The organism is Thermococcus sp. 9N3 (assembly GCF_012027685.1).
Classification (GTDB): Archaea; Methanobacteriota_B; Thermococci; order Thermococcales; family Thermococcaceae; genus Thermococcus; species Thermococcus nautili.
Genome location: NZ_SNUV01000001.1, coordinates 699,493 through 719,067 on the forward strand (window position 1 = coordinate 699,493; position 19,575 = coordinate 719,067).

Annotated in this window: 26 protein-coding genes and 1 tRNA gene; 19 read left to right on the forward strand and 8 right to left on the reverse strand. The window is 54.8% G+C overall.

All coding sequences use genetic code 11. The features are described 5' to 3' along the window. Positions 1-31 precede the first annotated feature (31 nt). From hydB to hydA, 4 genes are read left to right on the forward strand one after another with little or no spacing between them, the layout of a single operon-like run. Positions 32-1,135, forward strand: coding sequence for an NADPH-dependent hydrogenase/sulfhydrogenase 1 subunit beta (gene hydB / locus E3E30_RS03855; RefSeq protein WP_167728504.1), 1,104 nt, complete (start codon positions 32-34; stop codon positions 1,133-1,135). Then, positions 1,132-2,016 (forward strand): NADPH-dependent hydrogenase/sulfhydrogenase 1 subunit gamma, encoded by an 885-nt coding sequence (gene hydG, locus E3E30_RS03860; protein WP_042689453.1) that lies wholly within the window; start codon positions 1,132-1,134, stop codon positions 2,014-2,016. Before hydB ends, hydG begins: the two co-directional genes overlap by 4 nt. A 10-nt stretch (positions 2,017-2,026) precedes the next feature. Further along, the gene (gene hydD, locus E3E30_RS03865) at positions 2,027-2,821 is read left to right on the forward strand and encodes an NADPH-dependent hydrogenase/sulfhydrogenase 1 subunit delta (protein WP_167728505.1); all 795 of its coding nucleotides are present in this window, start codon (positions 2,027-2,029) and stop codon (positions 2,819-2,821) included. Then, positions 2,818-4,104 carry an NADPH-dependent hydrogenase/sulfhydrogenase 1 subunit alpha gene (gene hydA, locus E3E30_RS03870; protein WP_167728506.1) on the forward strand — a complete coding sequence of 429 codons (1,287 nt, stop codon included), beginning with the start codon at positions 2,818-2,820 and terminating at the stop codon, positions 4,102-4,104. The genes hydD and hydA overlap by 4 nt, the downstream gene beginning before the upstream one ends. Positions 4,105-4,166: 62 nt before the next feature. On the opposite strand, the gene E3E30_RS03875 is transcribed toward hydA, so the two are convergent. After that, positions 4,167-4,895, reverse strand: a complete 729-nt coding sequence (locus E3E30_RS03875) for a hypothetical protein (RefSeq protein ID WP_167728507.1) — start codon at positions 4,893-4,895, stop codon at positions 4,167-4,169. Between the two features lie 109 nt (positions 4,896-5,004). Here E3E30_RS03875 and E3E30_RS03880 point away from each other — a divergent pair, with 109 nt between their 5' ends. Further along, entirely contained in the window at positions 5,005-5,463 is a 459-nt protein-coding gene (locus E3E30_RS03880; RefSeq protein WP_167728508.1) for a hydrogenase maturation protease, read from the forward strand. On the opposite strand, the gene E3E30_RS03885 is transcribed toward E3E30_RS03880, so the two are convergent. The 4 genes from E3E30_RS03885 to E3E30_RS03900 form a co-directional block, all read right to left on the reverse strand. Continuing rightward, positions 5,460-5,753: a hypothetical protein gene (locus E3E30_RS03885; protein ID WP_042689439.1), complete on the reverse strand. Its 294-nt coding sequence runs from the start codon at positions 5,751-5,753 to the stop codon at positions 5,460-5,462. The two genes, E3E30_RS03880 and E3E30_RS03885, sit on opposite strands and share 4 nt — an antisense overlap. Before the next feature lie 80 nt (positions 5,754-5,833). Further along, a complete protein-coding gene (locus E3E30_RS03890) occupies positions 5,834-6,607 on the reverse strand; it encodes an MBL fold metallo-hydrolase (protein ID WP_167728509.1) in 774 nt (257 codons plus the stop codon). Position 6,608: 1 nt separating this feature from the next. After that, positions 6,609-7,403 (reverse strand): hypothetical protein, encoded by a 795-nt coding sequence (locus tag E3E30_RS03895; RefSeq protein ID WP_167728510.1) that lies wholly within the window; start codon positions 7,401-7,403, stop codon positions 6,609-6,611. Beyond that, positions 7,400-7,714, reverse strand: coding sequence for a hypothetical protein (locus tag E3E30_RS03900; protein WP_042689430.1), 315 nt, complete (start codon positions 7,712-7,714; stop codon positions 7,400-7,402). Before E3E30_RS03900 ends, E3E30_RS03895 begins: the two co-directional genes overlap by 4 nt. 199 nt (positions 7,715-7,913) lie before the next feature. On the opposite strand from E3E30_RS03900, the gene E3E30_RS03905 reads away from it, so the two are divergent. Genes E3E30_RS03905 through E3E30_RS03920 form a run of 4 tightly spaced genes read left to right on the forward strand, consistent with a single transcriptional unit; the run spans position 7,914 to position 11,317 of the window. Then, entirely contained in the window at positions 7,914-8,906 is a 993-nt protein-coding gene (locus tag E3E30_RS03905) for a hypothetical protein (RefSeq protein ID WP_346765906.1), read from the forward strand. A 1-nt stretch (position 8,907) separates the two neighbouring features. Continuing rightward, complete coding sequence (locus E3E30_RS03910) at positions 8,908-9,804, forward strand: hypothetical protein (protein WP_042689426.1); 897 nt, start codon at positions 8,908-8,910, stop codon at positions 9,802-9,804. A gap of 9 nt (positions 9,805-9,813) precedes the next feature. Next, the gene (locus tag E3E30_RS03915) at positions 9,814-10,308 is read left to right on the forward strand and encodes a hypothetical protein (RefSeq protein WP_167728511.1); all 495 of its coding nucleotides are present in this window, start codon (positions 9,814-9,816) and stop codon (positions 10,306-10,308) included. A 1-nt stretch (position 10,309) separates the two neighbouring features. After that, positions 10,310-11,317, forward strand: a complete 1,008-nt coding sequence (locus tag E3E30_RS03920; RefSeq protein WP_167728931.1) for an SPFH domain-containing protein — start codon at positions 10,310-10,312, stop codon at positions 11,315-11,317. Between the two features lie 115 nt (positions 11,318-11,432). On the opposite strand, the gene E3E30_RS03925 is transcribed toward E3E30_RS03920, so the two are convergent. Then, a complete protein-coding gene (locus E3E30_RS03925) occupies positions 11,433-12,449 on the reverse strand; it encodes a M42 family metallopeptidase (protein ID WP_167728932.1) in 1,017 nt (338 codons plus the stop codon). A gap of 90 nt (positions 12,450-12,539) precedes the next feature. Further along, positions 12,540-12,617, reverse strand: a tRNA-Met gene (locus E3E30_RS03930). Between the two features lie 93 nt (positions 12,618-12,710). Between E3E30_RS03930 and E3E30_RS03935 the strand changes: the two genes are divergently transcribed. From E3E30_RS03935 to E3E30_RS03955, 5 genes are all read left to right on the forward strand, one after another. Then, complete coding sequence (locus E3E30_RS03935) at positions 12,711-13,871, forward strand: aconitase X catalytic domain-containing protein (RefSeq protein ID WP_167728512.1); 1,161 nt, start codon at positions 12,711-12,713, stop codon at positions 13,869-13,871. A gap of 9 nt (positions 13,872-13,880) precedes the next feature. Further along, entirely contained in the window at positions 13,881-14,276 is a 396-nt protein-coding gene (locus E3E30_RS03940) for a DUF126 domain-containing protein (protein ID WP_167728513.1), read from the forward strand. A 69-nt stretch (positions 14,277-14,345) separates the two neighbouring features. Beyond that, on the forward strand, positions 14,346-14,567 hold the full coding sequence (locus tag E3E30_RS03945) for a hypothetical protein (protein ID WP_099210499.1): 222 nt from the start codon (positions 14,346-14,348) through the stop codon (positions 14,565-14,567). 9 nt (positions 14,568-14,576) lie between these two features. Beyond that, entirely contained in the window at positions 14,577-14,855 is a 279-nt protein-coding gene (locus tag E3E30_RS03950; protein ID WP_167728514.1) for a type II toxin-antitoxin system RelE/ParE family toxin, read from the forward strand. Positions 14,856-14,918: 63 nt separating this feature from the next. Continuing rightward, positions 14,919-16,202 (forward strand): site-2 protease family protein, encoded by a 1,284-nt coding sequence (locus E3E30_RS03955; protein WP_167728515.1) that lies wholly within the window; start codon positions 14,919-14,921, stop codon positions 16,200-16,202. Here E3E30_RS03955 and E3E30_RS03960 read toward each other — a convergent pair. Then, the gene (locus E3E30_RS03960) at positions 16,195-16,755 is read right to left on the reverse strand and encodes a hypothetical protein (RefSeq protein WP_042689408.1); all 561 of its coding nucleotides are present in this window, start codon (positions 16,753-16,755) and stop codon (positions 16,195-16,197) included. The two genes, E3E30_RS03955 and E3E30_RS03960, sit on opposite strands and share 8 nt — an antisense overlap. A gap of 122 nt (positions 16,756-16,877) precedes the next feature. Here E3E30_RS03960 and E3E30_RS03965 point away from each other — a divergent pair, with 122 nt between their 5' ends. The 5 genes from E3E30_RS03965 to prf1 all read left to right on the forward strand — a co-directional run bounded on the left by E3E30_RS03965 (position 16,878) and on the right by prf1 (position 19,472). Next, the gene (locus E3E30_RS03965; RefSeq protein ID WP_167728516.1) at positions 16,878-17,060 is read left to right on the forward strand and encodes a class III signal peptide-containing protein; all 183 of its coding nucleotides are present in this window, start codon (positions 16,878-16,880) and stop codon (positions 17,058-17,060) included. Between the two features lie 67 nt (positions 17,061-17,127). Continuing rightward, positions 17,128-17,322 (forward strand): hypothetical protein, encoded by a 195-nt coding sequence (locus E3E30_RS11235; protein ID WP_206205064.1) that lies wholly within the window; start codon positions 17,128-17,130, stop codon positions 17,320-17,322. 28 nt (positions 17,323-17,350) lie between these two features. Then, positions 17,351-17,911, forward strand: a complete 561-nt coding sequence (locus tag E3E30_RS03970) for a hypothetical protein (protein ID WP_167728933.1) — start codon at positions 17,351-17,353, stop codon at positions 17,909-17,911. A 9-nt stretch (positions 17,912-17,920) separates the two neighbouring features. Beyond that, on the forward strand, positions 17,921-18,166 hold the full coding sequence (locus E3E30_RS03975) for a pro-sigmaK processing inhibitor BofA family protein (RefSeq protein WP_042689402.1): 246 nt from the start codon (positions 17,921-17,923) through the stop codon (positions 18,164-18,166). A 58-nt stretch (positions 18,167-18,224) separates the two neighbouring features. Beyond that, positions 18,225-19,472, forward strand: coding sequence for a peptide chain release factor aRF-1 (prf1, locus tag E3E30_RS03980; protein ID WP_167728934.1), 1,248 nt, complete (start codon positions 18,225-18,227; stop codon positions 19,470-19,472). The last annotated feature ends 103 nt before the right edge of the window (positions 19,473-19,575 follow it).

Below are 19,575 nucleotides of genomic sequence, written 5' to 3' on the forward strand. Positions count from 1 at the left end.
TGTATGTTTATGTTCATCGGAGGTGGTGGGGTTGAGATACGTTAAGTTGCCGAGGGAAAACACCTACGCCTTCCTTGAAAGGCTCAAGGAATGGGGCAAGCTCTACGCCCCGGTCAAGATATCGGAGAAGTTCTACGACTTCCGCGAAGTTGATGACGTCAGGAAGGTGGAGTTCAACTATACGAGAACGATAATGCCCCCGAAGAAGTTCTTCTTCAAGCCCAGGGAGAAGCTCTTCGAGTTCGACCTCAGCAAGCCTGAATACAGAGAGACCATTGAGGATGTCGAGCCATTCGTGCTCTTCGGAGTTCACGCCTGCGACATCTTCGGCCTCAAGATACTCGACACCGTTTACCTCGACGAGCTTCCCGACAAGTACTACAAAGTTCGCAGGGAGAAGGGAATCATAATAGGAATCAGCTGTATGCCCGACGAGTACTGCTTCTGCAACCTCCGCGAGACGGACTTCGCCGATGATGGCTTCGACCTGTTCTTCCACGAGCTCCCCGACGGCTGGCTCGTCCGCGTTGGCTCGCCCAAGGGACACAGGATAGTTGACAAGAACATCAAGCTCTTCGAGGAAGTCACCACCGAGGACATCTGCGCCTTCAGGGAGTTCGAGAGGAAGAGGAGCGAGGCCTTCAAGTACCACGAGGACTGGGGAGACCTGCGCTACCTGCTTGAACTTGAGATGGAGCACCCGATGTGGGAGGAAGAGGCCGAGAAGTGCCTCGCCTGCGGAATCTGCAACACGACCTGCCCGACCTGCCGTTGCTACGAGGTGCAGGACATAGTAAACCTTGACGGCGTAACCGGCTACCGCGAGAGGCGCTGGGATTCCTGCCAGTTCAGGAGCCACGGCCTCGTTGCCGGAGGCCACAACTTCAGGCCCACCAAAAAGGACCGCTTCATGAACCGCTACCTCTGTAAGAACTCCTACAACGAGAAGCTCGGGTTAAGCTTCTGCGTCGGCTGTGGCAGGTGTACCGCGTTCTGTCCCGCCGGTATAAGCTTCGTTCGCAACCTGCGCGTTATCCTCGGCCTTGAGGAGCGCTCCTGTCCGGCCAAGATAGCCGAGGAGATACCGAAGAAGGGCTTCGCCTACGCCGAAAACATAAGGGGTGAGGACGTATGAGCGAGGTCGTTCCCAAGGAGATTATGATGCCCGACGATAACCCCTACGCCCTCCACAGGGCCAAAGTCCTCAGGGTTTACAAGCTCACCGATACGGAGAAGCTCTTCCTCTTCCGCTTCGAGGACCCCGAGATAGCCGAGACCTGGACGTTCAAGCCCGGCCAGTTCGTCCAGCTCACGATTCCGGGAGTTGGAGAGGTCCCGATAAGCATCTGCTCCTCGCCGATGAGGAAGGGCTTCTTCGAGCTGTGCATAAGGAAAGCTGGAAGGGTCACCACAGTCGTCCACAGGCTCCAGCCCGGCGATACAGTTCTCGTCCGCGGTCCCTATGGCAACGGCTTCCCAGTTGACGACTGGGAGGGCATGGACCTGCTCCTTATAGCGGCGGGTCTCGGAACGGCTCCGCTGAGGAGCGTCTTCCTCTACGCGATGGACAACCGCTGGAAGTACGGCAACATAACCTTCATCAACACCGCCCGCTACGGAAAGGACTTGCTCTTCTACAAGGAGCTCGAAGCCATGAAGGACCTCGCCGAGGCTGAGAACGTCAAGATAATCCAGAGCGTGACCAGAGACCCAGACTGGCCAGGAAGGCACGGAAGGCCCCAGAAGTTCATAGTCGAGGCCAACACCAACCCGAAGAAGACGGCAGTGGCTATCTGCGGTCCGCCAAGGATGTACAAGTCGGTCTTCGAGGCCCTCATCAACTATGGCTACCGCCCTGAGAACATCTACGTGACGCTCGAGAGGAAGATGAAGTGCGGAATAGGAAAGTGTGGCCACTGCGTCGCCGGAACGAGCACGAGCTGGAAGTACATCTGCAAAGATGGCCCGGTCTTTGGCTACTTCGACATAATATCAACGCCCGGCCTGCTGGACTGAGGTGGTGACGATGGAGGAGAAGAAAGTCAGGATTGGGTTTTACGCTCTAACGAGCTGTTACGGCTGTCAGCTCCAGCTGGCGATGATGGACGAACTGCTCAAGCTCCTTCCAAGAGCCGAGATAGTCTGCTGGTACATGCTCGACAGGAACAGCGTCGAGGACGAGCCCGTTGATATCGCGTTCATCGAGGGTAGCGTCTCGACTGAGGAAGGGGTTGAGCTCGTCAAGAAAATCCGCGAGAACGCGAAGATTGTGGTGGCTGTAGGTTCCTGTGCCGTTCAGGGGGGAGTTCAGAGCTGGGAGAAGGACAAGCCCCTTGAGGAGCTCTGGAAGACCGTCTACGGCGACGGAAAGGTGAAGTTCCAGCCCAAGATGGCCGAGCCGGTCTCGAAGTACATCAAGGTAGACTACAACATCTACGGCTGTCCGCCGGAGAAGAAGGACTTCCTCTACGCCCTTGGAACGTTCCTCGTCGGCTCGTGGCCGGAGGACATAGACTACCCGGTCTGCCTTGAGTGCAGGCTGAAGGGCAACCCGTGCGTGCTCCTTGAGAAGGGTGAACCCTGCCTCGGTCCGATAACGAGGGCCGGCTGTGACGCGAGGTGTCCAAGCTTTGGAATAGCGTGCATCGGTTGCAGGGGCGCGATAGGCTACGACGTTGCCTGGTTCGACTCCCTCGCGAGGGTCTTCAAGGAGAAGGGCCTGACCAAGGAGGAAATCCTTGAGAGGATGAAGATTTTCAACGCCCACAACGAGAAGCTTGAGGAGATGGTTGAGAAAATCTTTGAGGGTGATGGCTCATGAAGAACGTTTACCTGCCAATCACCGTTGACCACATCGCAAGGGTAGAAGGTAAGGGTGGCGTCGAGATAGTCATCGGCGACGATGGTGTCAGGGAGGTCAAGCTCAACATCATAGAGGGGCCGCGCTTTTTCGAGGCCATAACCATCGGCAAGAAGCTCGACGAGGCCCTCGCGGTTTACCCGAGGATATGCTCCTTCTGTTCAGCGGCGCACAAGCTCACCGCCGTGGAGGCGGCCGAGAAGGCGATAGGCTTCACCCCGCGCGAGGAGATTCAGGCCCTGAGGGAGGTCCTCTACATCGGCGACATGATTGAGAGCCACGCACTCCACCTCTACCTTCTCGTTCTACCAGACTACCTCGGCTACTCCGGACCGCTCCACATGGTCGATAAGTACAAGAAGGAGATAGGCATAGCGCTCGACCTCAAGAACCTCGGAAGCTGGATGATGGACGAGCTGGGAGCGAGGGCCATACACCAGGAGAACGTCGTTCTCGGAGGCTTTGGAAAGCTCCCAAGCAGGGAAATCCTCGAGAAGATGAAGGATAAACTTAAGGAGGCCCTTCCGAAGGCCGAATACACCTTCGAGCTGTTCGCCAAGCTGGAGCAGTACGAGGAGGTTGAGGGGCCGATAACGCACCTCGCCGTGAAGCCGAGGAACGACGTCTACGGAATCTACGGCGACTACATAAAGGCCAGCGACGGAAACGAGTTCCCGAGCGAGAGTTATAGGGAGCACATAAAGGAGTTCGTAGTTGAGCACAGCTTCGCCAAGCACTCCCACTACCACGGAAAGCCCTTCATGGTCGGTGCCATCTCGCGCGTCGTCAACAACTGGAAGCTCCTCTACGGCAGGGCGAAGGAACTCTACGATGCTCATAAGGAGCTTCTCCGTCCAACGAATCCCTTCGCCAACAACCTGGCTCAGGCCCTTGAGCTCGTCTACTTCATCGAGCGCGGAATCGATTTGCTCGACGAGGCCCTCGCGAAGTGGCCGATAAGGCCGAGGGACGAGGTAACTGTGAAAGACGGCTTCGGCGTCAGCACGACCGAGGCACCGCGCGGAATCCTCGTCTACGCGCTCGAAGTGAAGGACGGAAAGGTCGCCTACGCCGACATCATAACGCCAACCGCCTTCAACCTCGCCATGATGGAGGAGCACGTCAGGATGATGGCCGAGAAGCACTACAACGACGACCCAGAGAGGATTAAGTTCCTCACCGAGATGGTGGTAAGGGCTTACGACCCATGCATCTCCTGTTCTGTCCATGTAGCGAAGCTTTGATTTCCTTTTTTACTTCCCAATCGAACCCGCAAAGAAAGAAAAAGTTGAGCTGATTTCCTGAATCACTTTCCCGCCATCTTCTCGCAGGGGAAGTATATCTTCCCGACGAAGCCCTCACCAATGGGGCCAACGACGTAAACGTCGCCAATGGAGTATCTGTAGAGGACGGTAACGCCTCCGCTCGTCGTTTTGCAGACCTCGGGCAGGACGTAGGTGCCGTTTCTGTATTCAACTGAGGGAGCGTTGACGATTTGAATTGGCTTCGGCAGTTCAACAGTTACGTTGAAGGGCTCGTTCCAGAGTGTTACCTCACCTATAGACCAGCTCATGGGCCTGACGACGTAGTGCGTCCCGTTCTTCTCGACCTCGTAGTTGACGACCATGTCAACGACTTTCGCGGGGGTTCCGGAGAACTTTATGTTCGCTATCGCAACGGAGCCGTTCTTGAGCCATACCGTTAGGGAGTAGAACTTCTCCGAGGAGTCTTCGTCGAGGGAGGGAACGACAAGATAAACGTCCTTCGAGAGTCTGAAGGCGGAAATGTTCTTTACATTCGGACCCGCTTTTATCAGTATGGCGGGATAAACATCGTTTATGACAAGGCTCTTGTAGCCGATGAAGTTAGCACTCACGTTAATCGCGACAGCAGTAACGTTGAGGGACACTTTGAAGGGGACGTAAGTCACGTTGAGGACAAAGCCAGGGGATGTCGTCTCGCTTCCCGTCTGGACTAGACAACCCACCGAGAAAACGACGAGCACCAGAAGCAACGGCGCAATCTTCCACGTCATCGGAACATCCTCCTTTTAAACTTTGATATGGTTGTAACTACTGCAAAGAGTATATAAGGGTTTCGATAAGGCTCATAAACCCCCGGGACAACTCCGTGAGGGAGGCAAAATGAGAACGCTAATCCTTGCCTTAGGAAACGAGCTGATGAAGGACGACGGAGTTGGGCTCAAGGTCGGCAGAATCCTCGCCGAGAAGGGCTACAACGTCCTCGAAGTCGGAACCGACATCTTCATGCTCTCAAGCCACTACAACGGGGAGGAGAGGCTGATAATCGTTGACGCGATTCTGAGCGAGAAGTTCAAGCCGGGAGAAGTTATACACCTCGAAGGAGAGGATGTCTTTGAGAAGCTGAAAGCGGAGATAAGAAGCGCGCACTTCATGGGGGCGATAGACGGCCTTAAGCTCCTCATGAAGCTCGACGAGAGGCTCGCCAGGGCGGAGGTTCACTTCGTAGGGATAGTTGCGAAGGAGATTGACCTTGGAACCGAGCTCAGCGATGAGGTTTTGGGTGCGGTGCCGAGGGCGGTAGCTTTAATCGAAGAACTATGTAAAAATCGAAAGAATTAGCCGAAGAGCAGGCCAAGCTCTTTCCGCATTATGCCCCTGTTCATGATTATGTGTATTGTTATCAGGGCCATCATGAAGAGACCGTAGCGAGCGCGCAACTTTAGGAAGTCCAGGTGAGTCATTCCGAGGAACGTTCCGTTCTTGCTCGCCATCATCGTGCCGATTGTTATGAAGACCACCCCGAGGAACCCTACGAGGAGCAGGAGCGAGAGGAAGGCCTTCACTCGCAGTTTCTTCCGGAGTTTGGGATTTTTCATAGCCTCTTCAAACGCCTTCTCCATCGGGTTCATGGAACCACCGGGGATTAGATGACGTACGTCATTTAAAAACACTTTGAAAAATTTTCATTTAAAACCAAAGGTTGAAGAACTCAGTCCCCGTAGAACTCCTCTTCGAAGGCGTCGATTCCAACCTCAAGCGAATCGAGCCAGTCAAGGAACCTGCCAACGTCTTCATCCCTGAATATCGCCCCGTGCTGTGGCGCTATCATCTTGGGCTTCAGCTTCCTTACCGAGCGGACCCATGCTCTAAGGGCCTTCGTTGAGCTCATATACCTCTTGTGGAAGCCCTCCATGTGCTTCGTGTGCTCGTCGAAGTCCTCAACGAAGAGGTACCACTCGTCCTTCGAGAAGGCGGCGGCTCCAATGTCCGAGCTGAACAGGATTCCGCTCTTCTCGTCGTAGAAGGCGAAGTTGCCAGGGCTGTGGAGGTAGTGGGCCGGAACGGCTCTTATCGTCGAGTTTCCAAGCTTGAACTCCGCCCCCCTATCGGGGATTCCAACGGTTCTGCCAGCGCTCATTACTGCCAGATGCGGAATGAAGCGCACCCACAGCTCCGAGATGACGACCTTCGCCAGCGGTGCGTACTCGAACCAGAGGTTTAAGCCCGCAACTACGTCGGGGTCCTGGTGCGAGTACATGAGGTACTTAATCTGCGTTGGGGGAATCAGAGAGGAGACGTTCTTGAGAACGCGGGAGAACACGAAGAACCCGCCGGGCTCTATAAGCGCGCCCTCGTTTCCGTCAATGACAAGGTACTGGTTGGTCAGTATCCCCTTCTCGTCCTCGCTTTCCTCAATTCCAAGCCAGTAAACCTTATGGCTACCGTCGTCGTAGAGCGGGTAGCTGTTCATGTTCCTAATCATCTCAAACACCTCCAGCCGGAACCCATGCGTTTACCATATAGGCCCCGGAAACCTTTGAAAGGAGCTCAACGGCTTCCCTAACACCGTCCTCTCCCTCGACCTTGATGGTCTTAACGTCACTTCCGTTCCTGAGTTCCACAGCCAGAACCTGACTGCCCCTGACGAGCACCTTGAAACCGCTGGTTCCATCGGACGTTATTCCCGAGAGGTAGAGAACCTCACTGCCCGCCTTTTCAAGAATCTCGTTGAGAACGTTGAAGAAGCCTCCCTCCGGGATGACGTGTAGACCGCTGTGAACCATCTTGGCCTTTGCCAGGAAGTTGGCGACGCTCATGGGGTCGGAGAAGTCCACTTCGAGTATGGCCTTTTCGGTCTTCTTGCCGACCTCGATTGGCTTCGAAGCCTCCGCCAGCTCCTTAAGGTTTCTGGCTATCCCCTCGACAAGTATCTCCAGGGTTTTCCCGAGGAAGAACTCGCCCCTGCCCGAGTAGGAGAGCTCCACATTGGCAGAAACGTACTTCTGCCATTCCTTGAGGGTTATCACGACCGTCAGGTTGCCCCTCTTTCCCTTTCCCTCGTAGATGTGGCTGTTGTAGTCCTCGTGGAACTCGAACTCGTAGGTGTCCCCGAACTTGAAGACGAAGCGGGGTAGCATTATCTCGGCCACGACCGGGTTTCTGCCCCTGACCTTGACCACGTAGGGCCAGTTTGTTATGAACTGCACCGGGTCGTGGAGTATGGCCTCAACGGAGCCCATGCCGGACTTTATCTCAACGCTGGCTTCCTTGCGCTTCATGCTACCATCCCCAGCGCCTCTATCAGCTTGACGTAGAGTCCCTCCGGGCCGTCGGCAGGGCTCACCGGAAACAGGAAGTACACCTCGTCACCGTCCTTCACGACGAGCCTCTTCTCCGAGGGGTAGAGAACCACGCTGAGTTCGAGTTCCACCACTGAACCGTGGCTCGTCTTCATTGTGCCTACAGCATGGGGAACCGCGACCCTGGAGCCCTCGACGACGTCTTTCCAGATTGAAGCTATAACCTCAAAGGGGTTGATTCTCCATAGGAACGTGCCCCTTCCAGATGATTTGGTGTCGGTTACCATCATTGTCCATCACCTGAACGCACCTGTTGAGTCATAATCAAAATCATGAAGTTTGCTTCTTAAACCTTATGGTTTTGAATTTTGAAGCCTGTTGCAAGAGAGTTCGATAATAGCAGTTCAAAGGATAAAATGGTTTGAGCCGCGAAACGCAAAGGGGCATGGGCAGTCTTAAATAGGTGTTGGGACATAACTAAGATGAGTGATGCCCATGGAGGCCTTCAAGTGTGAACGATGCGGGGCACCCCTTGAGGTGACCCCGGAAACGATTGTTGCCGTCTGTCCGTACTGCGGTTTCCCTAACCACCTAACCGGGAACCTCAGGACGGAGGACATGTTCCTGGTTCCTTCGCTCAACAAGAACCAAATCGCGGAAGCGTTCTGGCGCATGGTCGAGAAGGACTTTGACCTCAAGCGGATTAAGGACTCGATTCAGGTCGTCGGCGTTGAGGGCCACTACGCGCCGTACTGGGTCGGTGACGTTTACGTTAGCGGCGAAGTGGACTACACCGTCCGAGAGGAGGAGTGCGAAACATACACTGACAGCCAGGGGAACACGGAAACGCGGTGCCACACCGTTGAGAGGCACTACCACGACGTCGTGAGCGAGACCCTGCACCTCATAGGGCCGGCCAGGAGGCAGGTGGCGAGCTTTGGAGTTGACGACATCATAAAGCACTACTCCAAGACGAAGCCGGAAGAAAAGCGCCTGCTCGACCTCGATGAGGAGCAGTGGGAGAAGCTCAAGCTGGAGATACTCAACACGGAGATGGACGAGGAGCAGGCAAAGCTCATGATGCGCGAAGATGCGATAGACGTCATTAGAAACCGCTACTCCGCCAAGGCAGATAGAATAGACCGCTTTGACGTGAAGGCCGAGGAACCGAGCAACACCCGTCTCGTTCTCCTGCCGATGTGGACGGTTTATTACAAGTTCGAGAACTCGATATACCACTCGGTTTTCGCGGGCTGGGACGGGAAGAGGGTCGCCTCGACGGAACCGATGTCAACCCTCCGGCGGGCGGAGTACATGGGTGGCGTCGCTCTCGGGATTCTGATAGGGGCCATAGGCGGGGCCTACGGTGCCGCGGCGAGCGCCTACGCGCTGACGGGGATAGCGATAGGGCTCGGCTCGGTTCTGAGCGGGTACTTCGGCTTCAAAGTCCTCGAGGGCCAGCGCGTTGAGAGGGGTGGTTGAAATGGAGGTTACCTGTCCCACTTGCTCCGCGACCTTCAAGGTTCCCGACACGGTTGAGGTCGCCACCTGCCCCTACTGCGGGACGACCTTCCACGTTCACACGAAGGAAACCGGTGAGCACTTCTTCTTCCCGCCGATGAAGAAGGACGCCGGCGGTGTTCTGCTGAAGTTCCTCTCAAGGCAGTACGGCGCTCCGGCTGATATAACTGGGGCGAAGATAACCAAGAAAGAACTTCACTGGGTTCCTGTTTACTTCTTCTACCTGCACGGAAGGAGCAGGCTCTGGCCGACCGTTGAGGAAGTTCAGTTCATGGGAATTCCAGCGGGTTCGCCCTTCAAGACCCTCCTTGAGGGCTACCCGTTCCCGATTAGGGGCAAGGTCTTCTTCAGCGAGGACGTCGTCAAGAAGGGCCACTACTACGAGCCGGAGGTTCCGAAGGAGAAGGCCGAAGAGCTCGCGAGGGTTGCGCTGATAAACGCCCTAATTGGAGAGGCGAGGCAGGAAGACAAGAGCGTCAGCGAAGACGAGCTCGAACTCGAAGTAAGATACCTCGGTCTCGTCCACTACCCGCTCTGGGAGCTCCGCTACGAGTATGCCGGAAAGGAATACTGGGGCTACGTCGACGGAACCGATGGAAGGGTTATCTCGGCAGAATACCCCCTTGAAAGCGGTGCCAGAAAGAAAGCCAGTGCGATGGCGATGGGCGTAATCGGGGCCGGGGCGGTTCTCGGGTTCATAGCGTCGGCAATCTTCGGAACGCCCTTCGGCCTGCTGGGCGGCCTAATCCCCGGGGCGGTCGGCGCGTGGGGGATAGGCTCTAAAGGCGCCGTGAAGAAGAGAATCGTGAGCGGTGTAATAAAGGGTCGCTCCGGAAACCTCTACTTCCAGCCGATTTGAGGTGATAAGATGGGGAAGGAAACCTCGATTATGGAGAAGCTTGAACTTATCGTGCCCGGATTCCACGGCTACAAGAAGAAAGAACTCCTCAGGGAAGACGACAGGCTGATTAGGGGAAAGGTGGCCGACCTTCTGGGACAGGCAAAGAGAGAACTTGAGAGGGCCCTGCAGAGGTGCGCCATGGTGAACTGCCAGCAGCTGATGGGCATTGAAAACCTGAGGAAGAAGCTCATGATGCTTGAGAGCAGGGTAAAGCACGCCGAGGCCGGCTACCACGGTTACTTCGACCGGGTCAAGTTTAAGGAGAAGGAACTCGAAAGGCTCATCGAGTACGACGCCAAGATGATTGAGCTCGCTGAGGAGATACTTAACGAGGCCAAAGCGTTAAACGCCCAGGTGGCGAACCCTCAGGCCCTTGGCATGGCGGTTCTCAATCTCGACGACAAGCTCGTGAACTTTGAAGAGGTTCTTAACCAGAGGATGAGCTTCGCGGTGGGTGAGTGATATGGTTGAGGTAATCGAATGGGTCAACCCAGGTGAGGACGAGATAATCTGGAGGTACCCGAACGAGGTCATAAAGTGGGGTGCCCAGCTGATAGTCCACGAGTACGAAGTGGCCGTCTTCATGCGCGACGGAAAAATCTACGACGTTCTCGGGCCTGGAAGGCACACGCTGACGACGCAGAATTTGCCACTCCTCTACAAGCTCGTCGGCGGGAGCAACAGCCCCTTCAAGGCAACGATAATCTTCGTCAGCATGAAGCAGTTCCAGGGGCGCTACGGTGGCGAAACGCAGACTAAGGAGCTGGCACCTGTCAAGTACTACGGCGTCTACTGGTTCAAGGTCGCGGACCCGGTTCTCTTCATCACGGAAGTTGTTGGTGGCCAGAGCCTGTACGACGCGAGCGACGTTACCAAGTTCATCAGGGCTTACTTCAACGAGGGCATGATGAAGCACCTCTCTGCCTACTCGATAGTTGACCTCTTCCAGAACCTCGACATGGTCAGCACTCAGGTGAAGATAAAGCTCATGGAGGACTTCCGCAGGTTGGGCCTCGAGCTGGTTGATGTTAAGATTGAAGGCGTTAACACCACAGACGAATGGCGCCAGAGGCTCTTCTGGCTCATGCAGACGGGCAACGCTCAGGCTGTAATGCAGATGGACACGGTGAAGCAGGTCGCGGCAGAACTTGGCAAGAGCCCAGGGGCTGGAATGGGAACCGGAATGGTGCTCGTTCCCCAGCTCTTCCAGCAACCGGCCCAGCCGGCTCAGCCCGTCCAGCAGGCCCCAGCACAGCCCTACGCCGGTGCGCCCCCAGCTCCACAGCAACCCCAGCAAACGGCTCCAGCTCAGCCAGCGCAACAGGAGATATGCCCCTATTGTGGCAAACCGATTCCACCAGGGGCGCGCTTCTGCCCATACTGCGGGCACGAAATCAAGCGCTGTCCCAACGGCCACATAGTTCCAGAGGGGGCGAAGTTCTGCCCGGTCTGCGGTGCGAAGATTGAGTGAAGGTTTTGTTTTGGCTTTCCCTTCCACATTCTTTCCGGATTGAACTCTCAAGAGAATTATTCCCGCGAGAATATATGTGGATGCCCGGACTTCGAGAGTAAGAAGAAAGAGGAACTTAAACCCTGAACTTATCCTCTATGTAGGCCCTTATCAGCTCTTTCGTCGCGAGGAGGCCCTTGACATGCGTCCTCTCCATCCCGTGGCTCGCGTGGACACCGGGCCCGATGAGCGCAACCCTGAAGTCCCAGCCGGCCCTCAATGCCGCAGAACCGTCGGAGCCGTAGTAGGGGAAGACGTCAACGACGTGCGGTATGTCGTTCTTCTCTGCCAGCTCGATGAGTTTTGTCGTCATCTCGTAGTCGTAGGGCCCGCTCGAATCCTTCGCCGCTATTGAAACGGCCGTTTCTTTGCCGTAAACGCCTTCGCCGACAACTCCCATGTCAACGACGAGCAACTCTTTGGTCGTTGATGGGTAGCCTGCAGAACCGCCGTGGCCGACCTCCTCGTAGGGCGAGAAGAAGAACGCCACGGGGAGCTTTTCAAGCTCGCCCGCCAGCTCAAGGAGCAGGTCAATCATCACCGCGACGCTCGCCTTGTCGTCGAGGAAGTGAGCCTTGACGAAGCCGTTCACGTACTCGAACTTCGGGTCGAAGGCTATGAAGTCGCCGGGCCTTATGCCGAGCTTCTCGGTGTCTTCCTTCTTCTCGACCTCCGCATCGAGGCGAATGTACATGTTCTCCTCCTTGCGCTCCTTCTTTCCGGCATCTCTGTTAACGTGGACGCTCGGGTTCTTGAGGAGGAGCGTTCCGCGGTAGCGCTTCCCGGAGCGGGTTATTATCGTGCAGTATTCGCCCTCAAACGTCGGGAGGAGAAGCCCGCCGATTTTCGTGAAGCTCAGGTGTCCATCTGGGAGGATTCCCTTAACCATCGCACCCAGCGTGTCCACGTGGCCCGCAATGACGAGTTCAGGCTCCGGGTGGTTGTAGGCCAGAAGCGCCCCTTTGTTGGTGTACCTCGTCTTTATTCCTGCCCCGTCGAGCATTTTCTCAATGTGCGCCAGAACCTCCTTTGTATATCCAGTTGGGGACGGAATCTCCAGAATCTCCCTCAGAATCTCAACGACGCGCTCCATCGAAATCACCGTTGAGAAATCGCTCGAAGGGTTAAAAAGGACATCGCCTGAATGAATCCCAGAGAAATTGGCATGAGGGCACAAGAAATCTGGTAGCGGGGGGAGGATTTGAACCTCCGACCTCCGGGTTATGAGCCCGGCGGGCACTCCTAGCTGCCCCACCCCGCTGCTCGACCCGTTAGTTAGTCATCAGGAGAGACTTTATAAATCTTTCGGAGCGGGCTTTATATTCTTCAAGGCCGTTCTCAGTTCGGTGGTGTTATGTACCTGACGAAGGAAGAGGAGCTGATTTTGGCCGGTGAGTACGGCTACGCGCTCCAGAAGGCAATGGAAATCCTCGTTGCGCTCGGTGACATCTACGGGGCGGAGCGGTTGATTCCCATAAAGAGCGCTCAGATTGCAGGGGTTTCCTACAAAAACCTCGGCGAGGCCGGCATTGAGTTCCTGAGGGACTTCGTGGAGGCGGGGGCGAAGGTCAGCGTCTACACGACCCTCAACCCGGCGGGAATAGGTGACGACGAGTTCATGGAGAAGCAGAGGGAAGTTTTGGAGCTCTACCGCGCGATGGGGATAGAGGTGACCTCGACCTGCACCCCATACTACGGGGCGAACCTTCCAAAGTTCGGGGACCACTTGGCCTGGAGCGAGAGCTCGGCGGTTAGCTTTGCCAACTCGATAATAGGGGCCAGAACCAACCGCGAGGGCGGGCCGTCGAGCCTGGCATCAGCCATAGTCGGCAAAACGCCGGAGTACGGACTCCACCTCGACGAAAACAGGAAGGCGACCGTGAAGGTGAAGGTAGAAGCCAAAGTCAAAACGTTCGTTGACTACTCAGCCCTCGGCTACCACCTCGGAAAGACTCTCGGAAACGACGTGCCCTACATAACCGGCCTGAAACCGGAGAGCCTGGACTACCTCAAGGAGCTCGGCGCCTCGATGGCGGCGACGGGCTCGATAGCGCTCTACCACGTCGAAGGCGAAACGCCCGAATACAGAAACGCGATTTCTGACGGGATAGAGACGATAACGGTTGAAGACGCCGACCTGAGGGCCGTCAGGGAGAGCTTCTCCGACGATTGGGGTGAAATAGACATGATTCTCATCGGCTGTCCTCACGCTTCCCTCATGGAAATCAAGGAGGTAGCCGAACTTCTGAGAATGCGCGGAAGGCCCCTAAAGATACCGCTATTCATAACCGCGAGCAGGGCCGTTAAGGCTTTATCTGACTCGCTCGGCTACACCGAAACGATAGAGCGCTACAACGGGCGGATTATAGCGGATTCGTGCTTCGTCGTGTCGCCGATTAAGGGCTGGTATAACGGCATCGCCACCAACAGCGGGAAGTCAGCTTTCTACTTCCGCTCATTCGGCTTTAGCGTAAGGCTCGACGACGCCGAGAGGCTCATAAAGGAGGCACCGTGAGGTGGTAAAATGAAGCTGAAGGGAAGGAAGGTCGTCGGCGGGAAGGCCGAGGGCGAGCTGATAGTGTCGAAGAAACCGCTCTCCTTCCTCGGTGGGGTTGACCCCGAGACTGGAATCGTAACCGACGCGGAGAGCGACATAAGGGGCCAGAGCATAGCGGGCAAAATCCTCGCCTTCCCACGCGGAAAGGGCTCAACCGTCGGCTCCTACGTAATCTACGCCCTCAAGAAGAACGGAAAGGTGCCGAAGGCGATAATCGTCGGCGAAGCCGAGACGATAGTGGCGACGGGCGCGATAATAGCCGGCATTCCAATGGTTCAGGGAATCGATGTGTCCAAGCTGAAGAGCGGAATGAAAGTTAGGGTTGACGCCGACTCAGGTGAGGTTGAGGTCGAGGAAGGTTGAGCCGTTTTCATTTTTTCTCGACTTCGCAAACCTTTTGAGGTCTGATTACAACATCCCAATGGTGGTATTGTGAGCGAGAGCGTTCAGGTAATCATCAACCGAATCGAGAAAATCGAGAGGGAACTTGAAGAGCTGAAGCTGGAGCTTCTAAAGCTTCAGGCGGAAAAAGATGATGCTGATGTGATTCCGGAGGAAGAGTACCAAGCGCTCAAAAGACGTGCTGAACACCTAAAAGAGAACCCCGATGAAGGCCTCACTGTAGACGAGGCAATTAAGGAGCTTCTAAGTTAGGTGAGAACTTTGTACAGGGTCATTGTGGACAGGAGCGTTGTTAAAAAGGCCAGAAAATACCTAAAACCAGCTCAACGCCGGAAGCTGGCCGAGTTCCTTGAGGCGTTGAAAACCAACCCCTACCCGAAACCACCCTACGACCTGAAGCCCGTGAAGGGTAGCAAAACAAAAGAGACGAACACCTATCGCTTTAGAATTGGAGATTACAGAGTTTTCTACACGGTTTACTGGGACGAACGGCTCATCATCGTGACAGACATAAAACCAAGGGATGGGGCATACCGGTGAAGAGGACACCGGCAAAGGACTAACTTTTTAACCCTCCCCCCAATTTTAATCAGGAGGTAAAAGATGCCGAGGGGAATCTATGAGTGCCTTAACTGTGGCTACCGCGAGGAGAGGGATTCCACCGAGCCCCTTCTTGAGCGCTCGTGCCCCCGTTGCGGAGGGGACATGATTCTCGTGGGCTACGCGAGGGAAGATGCCGAAAGACCACGTAGCCCATCGCTGGAATCCGTCCCCACCCCCGAGATTCACGTTGCCGAGACTCCGGGCCTTCCGCCGGAGGTCGAGGCCAAACTCAGGACGTTTTACAACCTCCGGTTTGCTGGCTTCGACGGGAGGGTCTTCGTTTTCGAGGTTGAGGATATCCTTGAGCCGAACTTTGAGAGAGTTCTGAGCGAGATGGAGAGGCTCGGTTACTGGGTTGCGCTGAAAAAGCGTGATGACAAAGTCCTCCTGTTCGTGTTTCCCGCGGGGGAGGTCAAGCCAGACAACAAGTGGCTACCCTGGGTTTTCCTGCTCGCGACCATAGCGACGACTTTCTTTGCCGGCTACATGCTGGCCCTCAACTACATCTCAGCCCTTGATTATTACGGACTTCCCGGGATGAGGGACCCATACCTTATAGCGCTCTCCTTCTCGGTCAGCGTCATGGCAATTCTCGGAACCCACGAGCTCGGCCATAAGATAGCGGCCGCATACCACGGCGTTCGAGCCACGATGCCCTACTTCATCCCGTTCCCGTTTAGCTTGATAGGAACCCTCGGCGCTGTGATAAGGGTTAAGTCCCCGCTACCAACAAGGGACGCGGCGATAGACCTTGGAGTTAGCGGGCCGATAGCGGGTTTCCTCGTTTCGATTCCAGTTACGGCAATAGGTCTGAAGCTCTCGATTGTGGTTCCGCAGAGTATGGTGCCCCAGACGGAGGGAGGAGTCTACTTTGGAACAAATCTTATCTTCGAGGCCCTTACAAAAGCAGTGCTTCACATACCGGACAACTACGTGATATTCCTTCACCCCATAGCGATGGCCGGCTGGGTCGGACTGCTCGTCACGTTCCTCAACCTGATTCCGGTTGCCCAGCTCGACGGGGGACACGTGCTGAGGGCGTTCATCGGCGAAAGGACACACAGAATAGTGACTTACGTCACGGCCTTCGTTCTCATCGGGATGAGCTACCTCTGGAGTGGCTGGTTCATTTGGGGACTGCTCGTTCTCCTCATTGGCTCCGCTGGGAATCCCGGAGCACTCGACGAGGTATCGCCAATATCCAAGAAGAGGATAGCCCTTGCGATACTGGTGGCTATCATATTCATCCTCACCGCAACACCGAGGCCGATTTGGACTACTTAGACTTGCCCGCCTCTTTGAGTATCTGCTCGATGTCATAGTAGATGCTGTCCCTGGAAACCCCGAAGACCCTCGCGAGCTCTGAGATGTTGAGAACCTTTGGGTTGTAGTTGAAGGCCTCCAGAACCATCGCTATCAGTTTTCGTCTCTCTTTGAGGGTGTACTCTCCGATGGGCTTCTTCTGTTCGAAAACGTTGTAGACCACTACCCCCACTGCATAGGTTCTCCTCGTTACAGGTGTGGTGTAGGTTTTCACTTCAAAATCAACTATCTTGGCGCGGTCTGGGATTATCGCATTGAGCTTCTCGAGTGTTTTGTTGATGGCATCCTCCTTGTTTTTGCCGGAAGAAAAATCTGCCCGAACAACCTTGTGAGCGGTGAGGGATTTGTCAACTGCCAGCACGACGCCAAGGTTCATGAAGGCTCCAAAGCTCAACAATATCTTTGCAGAATTTACAAAGCCTGGGAGGTCACGTAGGATATTTTCTGACTTTTTGTTGATTTCTTCAACGCAATCTTCAATGCTCGATGATTCGCAGTGAAAGCTCACCAACATGAATGCACACCTCTTGGAGTCCTTGCAATATTGGGTATGCCTCTCCTCAGTATTGGGTAGAAAGATATATAAGCCTTTTTAGTCGAGTTTAGGTTGAAGTAAACCTTTGGAGGTGATTTGCCATGATGAGGAAGGCCCAGGGTGCAATTGAGTACCTCTTCATGATTGCCGCGGCGCTGGTAATTATACTGATAGTTGTTAAGCAGCTCCAAGGAAAGGGCAGCACTGCACAGAAGGTTGCTAACGAGTCAGGTAGCAAAGCTAGTGGCTTGCTGGAAAACATGAGCGAGAATGCTACGAAGTGATAACTAAAGAGACTCGATTCTATTCTCTTTAGTTTAGTATTTTAAGAAAGCATAATGGGTGATATTCTTGATAAGAAAGGCCCAGGGTGCAATTGAATATCTGTTCATGGCTGCGGTTTCTCTCGTGGTATTAGTTTTCATTCTCAAAAAATTTTTAGACCCCCGAGTAGGAACAGTAAAAAAAGTGGGTAATATCTCAAATGTCACAAATCAAGAACTCAATTCGAGTTTGGATGAATTGTTGAATAAAACTAAAAAGTGATTAACATAAAAATTATCCGGTGATTTACATGCCTATCTTCAGCTTCGGCTCCAAAAAGAAGAAAGTTAAGGAGATGCTTGAATCGGGACAGTTCGAGCTCCTTGTTCAGGATGCCATTAAGGACAAAAAGGTCATGAGCGCGATAGTTGAACTTCTCGACGACGAAAACCCCGGAATAGTGGGCGATGCTCTCTTAGCCCTAACCCAGGTATTGGAAACCGACAGGAGCGTTCTCTCAAAGTACCTCGATGAGGGCAACTTCAAGAAACTGATGTCCCTAATCCACCACAGGAATCCCTACATCAGAGAAAACGCCATGGTGCTCGCCTACGACATCATCAAAACCTATCCTGAACTGGCCCGAAAGTACCGCTCCTGGATAGTTGAGGAGATAAAGCGGGGCCTTCGCGAGGGCAAAAGGGACGAGAAGGGCTTTCTGCTGGTCGTCATAGGAGAACTCGGGCTCAGCGAGCTCAAACCCCTCGTGGAGGAACTCACCGGCGTGGAAGACAAAGTCGTTCTCCCATTTGAGGGCAAAAAGTGGGTTCCCCTCGGACAGATAGCTAAGGAGACCTTAGAAAAACTCTGAGGTGTTACCATGCCGGATTTTATCCTCCTTCTGGTTCTCCTTTTCCTTCTCGCAATCGTTGGGTGGGCAATCCTGGCCCTTACCATAGCGATTCTCAAGTGGCTCGCGGTGAACGCGATTACCGGCCTCATCATAATTGGCGTCCTGAACTTCCTTGGGGTCACGCACGTCCCAATAAACTGGCTGACACTGCTAATCCTGGCCATTGGAGGAGTCATCGGCGCGTTTATACTCATAATCCTATCCCTCTTCTAGGCCAACTTTTATAAGTGGCCCCTTTTAACCGGGAACGGGAAGAGAAGGGGTGATGCTCATGTCTCACAAGTCAGCGGAAATGTACGAGCTCAAGAAGAAGGTTGAAGAACTCAAGAGCTATCGAGGTCGAGCGACCGAACTCGTCAGCCTCTACATCCCGGCCGGCTACGACATAAACAAGGTCATGCAACAGCTCCGCGAGGAGTACGGAACGGCCCAGAACATCAAGAGCAAGTCAACTCGAAAGAACGTTTTAGGAGCGCTTGAAAGGGCGATGCAGCACCTCAAGCTCTACCGCAAGACCCCGGAGAACGGCCTCGCCCTCTTCGTGGGAAACGTCAGCGAGCAGGAAGGTGTCAGCGACATAAGGCTCTGGGCCATAGTCCCGCCGGAACCCCTCAAGGTCCGCCTCTACCGCTGTGACCAGACCTTCGTCACCGAGCCCCTCGAAGAAATGCTCCGCGTTAAGGACGCGTACGGCCTCATAACCGTCGAGAAGAACGAGGCAACGATAGGCCTTCTCAGGGGCAAGAGGATTGAGGTTATAGACGAGCTCACCTCGAACGTTCCAGGAAAGACGAGGGCCGGTGGTCAGTCGGCGAGGCGTTACGAGAGGATTCGCGAGCAGGAGACGCACGAGTTCATGAAGCGCATCGGCGAGCACGCCAACAAGGCCTTCCTCCCGCTCCTTGAGAAGGGCGAGCTGAGGGGAATCATCATCGGCGGTCCCGGGCCGACCAAGGAGGAGTTCGTTGAAGGTGATTACCTCCACCACGAGCTGAGGAAGAAGGTCATCGGCGTCGTCGACATAAGCTACCACGGCGAGTACGGCCTAAGGGAGCTCGTTGAGAAGGCCAGCGATATACTCAGGGACCACGAGGCGGTGAAGGAGAGGAAGCTTATACAGGACTTCTTCAGGCACCTCGTCAAGGACACTGGCATGATAACCTACGGTGAGAAGGAAGTCCGCCAGGCCCTTGAGCTCGGCGCCGTTGACACGCTCCTCATCAGCGAGGGCTATGACAAGGTTCGCGTCAAGGCCAAGTGCAACAACTGCGGCTGGAGCGAGGAGAAGACGATGAGCGAGCAGGAGTTCCACGTCTACAAGAAGAAGCTGACCCACTGTCCGAAGTGCGGCAGTCAGAACATAACCTTCGAGAAGTGGGACGTCGCGGAGGAGCTCATCAAGATGGCGGAGGAAGCCGGCTCGAACGTGGAGATAATCTCCCTCGACACCGAGGAGGGCCAGCAGTTCTACAAGGCCTTTGGAGGCCTCGGCGCGTTCCTGAGGTACAAGATTCACTGAGCTACTTGCGGGCTTCTTTTTTACACCTTCATTATATATTGCTGTTGTTTGCCTCAGCAACATTTAAGTATCGGTACCGATACTTAGTATCGGGGGCGATACC

Coding starts and splice junctions, on each gene's coding strand:
- hydG (WP_042689453.1), top strand. CDS start 1,132: ATGAGCGAGGTCGTTCCCAAGGAGATTATGATGCCCGACGATAACCCC.
- hydD (WP_167728505.1), top strand. CDS start 2,027: ATGGAGGAGAAGAAAGTCAGGATTGGGTTTTACGCTCTAACGAGCTGT.
- hydA (WP_167728506.1), top strand. CDS start 2,818: ATGAAGAACGTTTACCTGCCAATCACCGTTGACCACATCGCAAGGGTA.
- E3E30_RS03875 (WP_167728507.1), bottom strand. CDS start 4,895: ATGACGTGGAAGATTGCGCCGTTGCTTCTGGTGCTCGTCGTTTTCTCG.
- E3E30_RS03880 (WP_167728508.1), top strand. CDS start 5,005: ATGAGAACGCTAATCCTTGCCTTAGGAAACGAGCTGATGAAGGACGAC.
- E3E30_RS03885 (WP_042689439.1), bottom strand. CDS start 5,753: ATGAACCCGATGGAGAAGGCGTTTGAAGAGGCTATGAAAAATCCCAAA.
- E3E30_RS03890 (WP_167728509.1), bottom strand. CDS start 6,607: ATGATTAGGAACATGAACAGCTACCCGCTCTACGACGACGGTAGCCAT.
- E3E30_RS03895 (WP_167728510.1), bottom strand. CDS start 7,403: ATGAAGCGCAAGGAAGCCAGCGTTGAGATAAAGTCCGGCATGGGCTCC.
- E3E30_RS03900 (WP_042689430.1), bottom strand. CDS start 7,714: ATGATGGTAACCGACACCAAATCATCTGGAAGGGGCACGTTCCTATGG.
- E3E30_RS03905 (WP_346765906.1), top strand. CDS start 7,914: ATGCCCATGGAGGCCTTCAAGTGTGAACGATGCGGGGCACCCCTTGAG.
- E3E30_RS03910 (WP_042689426.1), top strand. CDS start 8,908: ATGGAGGTTACCTGTCCCACTTGCTCCGCGACCTTCAAGGTTCCCGAC.
- E3E30_RS03915 (WP_167728511.1), top strand. CDS start 9,814: ATGGGGAAGGAAACCTCGATTATGGAGAAGCTTGAACTTATCGTGCCC.
- E3E30_RS03920 (WP_167728931.1), top strand. CDS start 10,310: ATGGTTGAGGTAATCGAATGGGTCAACCCAGGTGAGGACGAGATAATC.
- E3E30_RS03925 (WP_167728932.1), bottom strand. CDS start 12,449: ATGGAGCGCGTCGTTGAGATTCTGAGGGAGATTCTGGAGATTCCGTCC.
- E3E30_RS03935 (WP_167728512.1), top strand. CDS start 12,711: ATGTACCTGACGAAGGAAGAGGAGCTGATTTTGGCCGGTGAGTACGGC.
- E3E30_RS03940 (WP_167728513.1), top strand. CDS start 13,881: ATGAAGCTGAAGGGAAGGAAGGTCGTCGGCGGGAAGGCCGAGGGCGAG.
- E3E30_RS03955 (WP_167728515.1), top strand. CDS start 14,919: ATGCCGAGGGGAATCTATGAGTGCCTTAACTGTGGCTACCGCGAGGAG.
- E3E30_RS03960 (WP_042689408.1), bottom strand. CDS start 16,755: ATGTTGGTGAGCTTTCACTGCGAATCATCGAGCATTGAAGATTGCGTT.
- E3E30_RS03965 (WP_167728516.1), top strand. CDS start 16,878: ATGATGAGGAAGGCCCAGGGTGCAATTGAGTACCTCTTCATGATTGCC.
- E3E30_RS03970 (WP_167728933.1), top strand. CDS start 17,351: ATGCCTATCTTCAGCTTCGGCTCCAAAAAGAAGAAAGTTAAGGAGATG.
- E3E30_RS03975 (WP_042689402.1), top strand. CDS start 17,921: ATGCCGGATTTTATCCTCCTTCTGGTTCTCCTTTTCCTTCTCGCAATC.
- prf1 (WP_167728934.1), top strand. CDS start 18,225: ATGTCTCACAAGTCAGCGGAAATGTACGAGCTCAAGAAGAAGGTTGAA.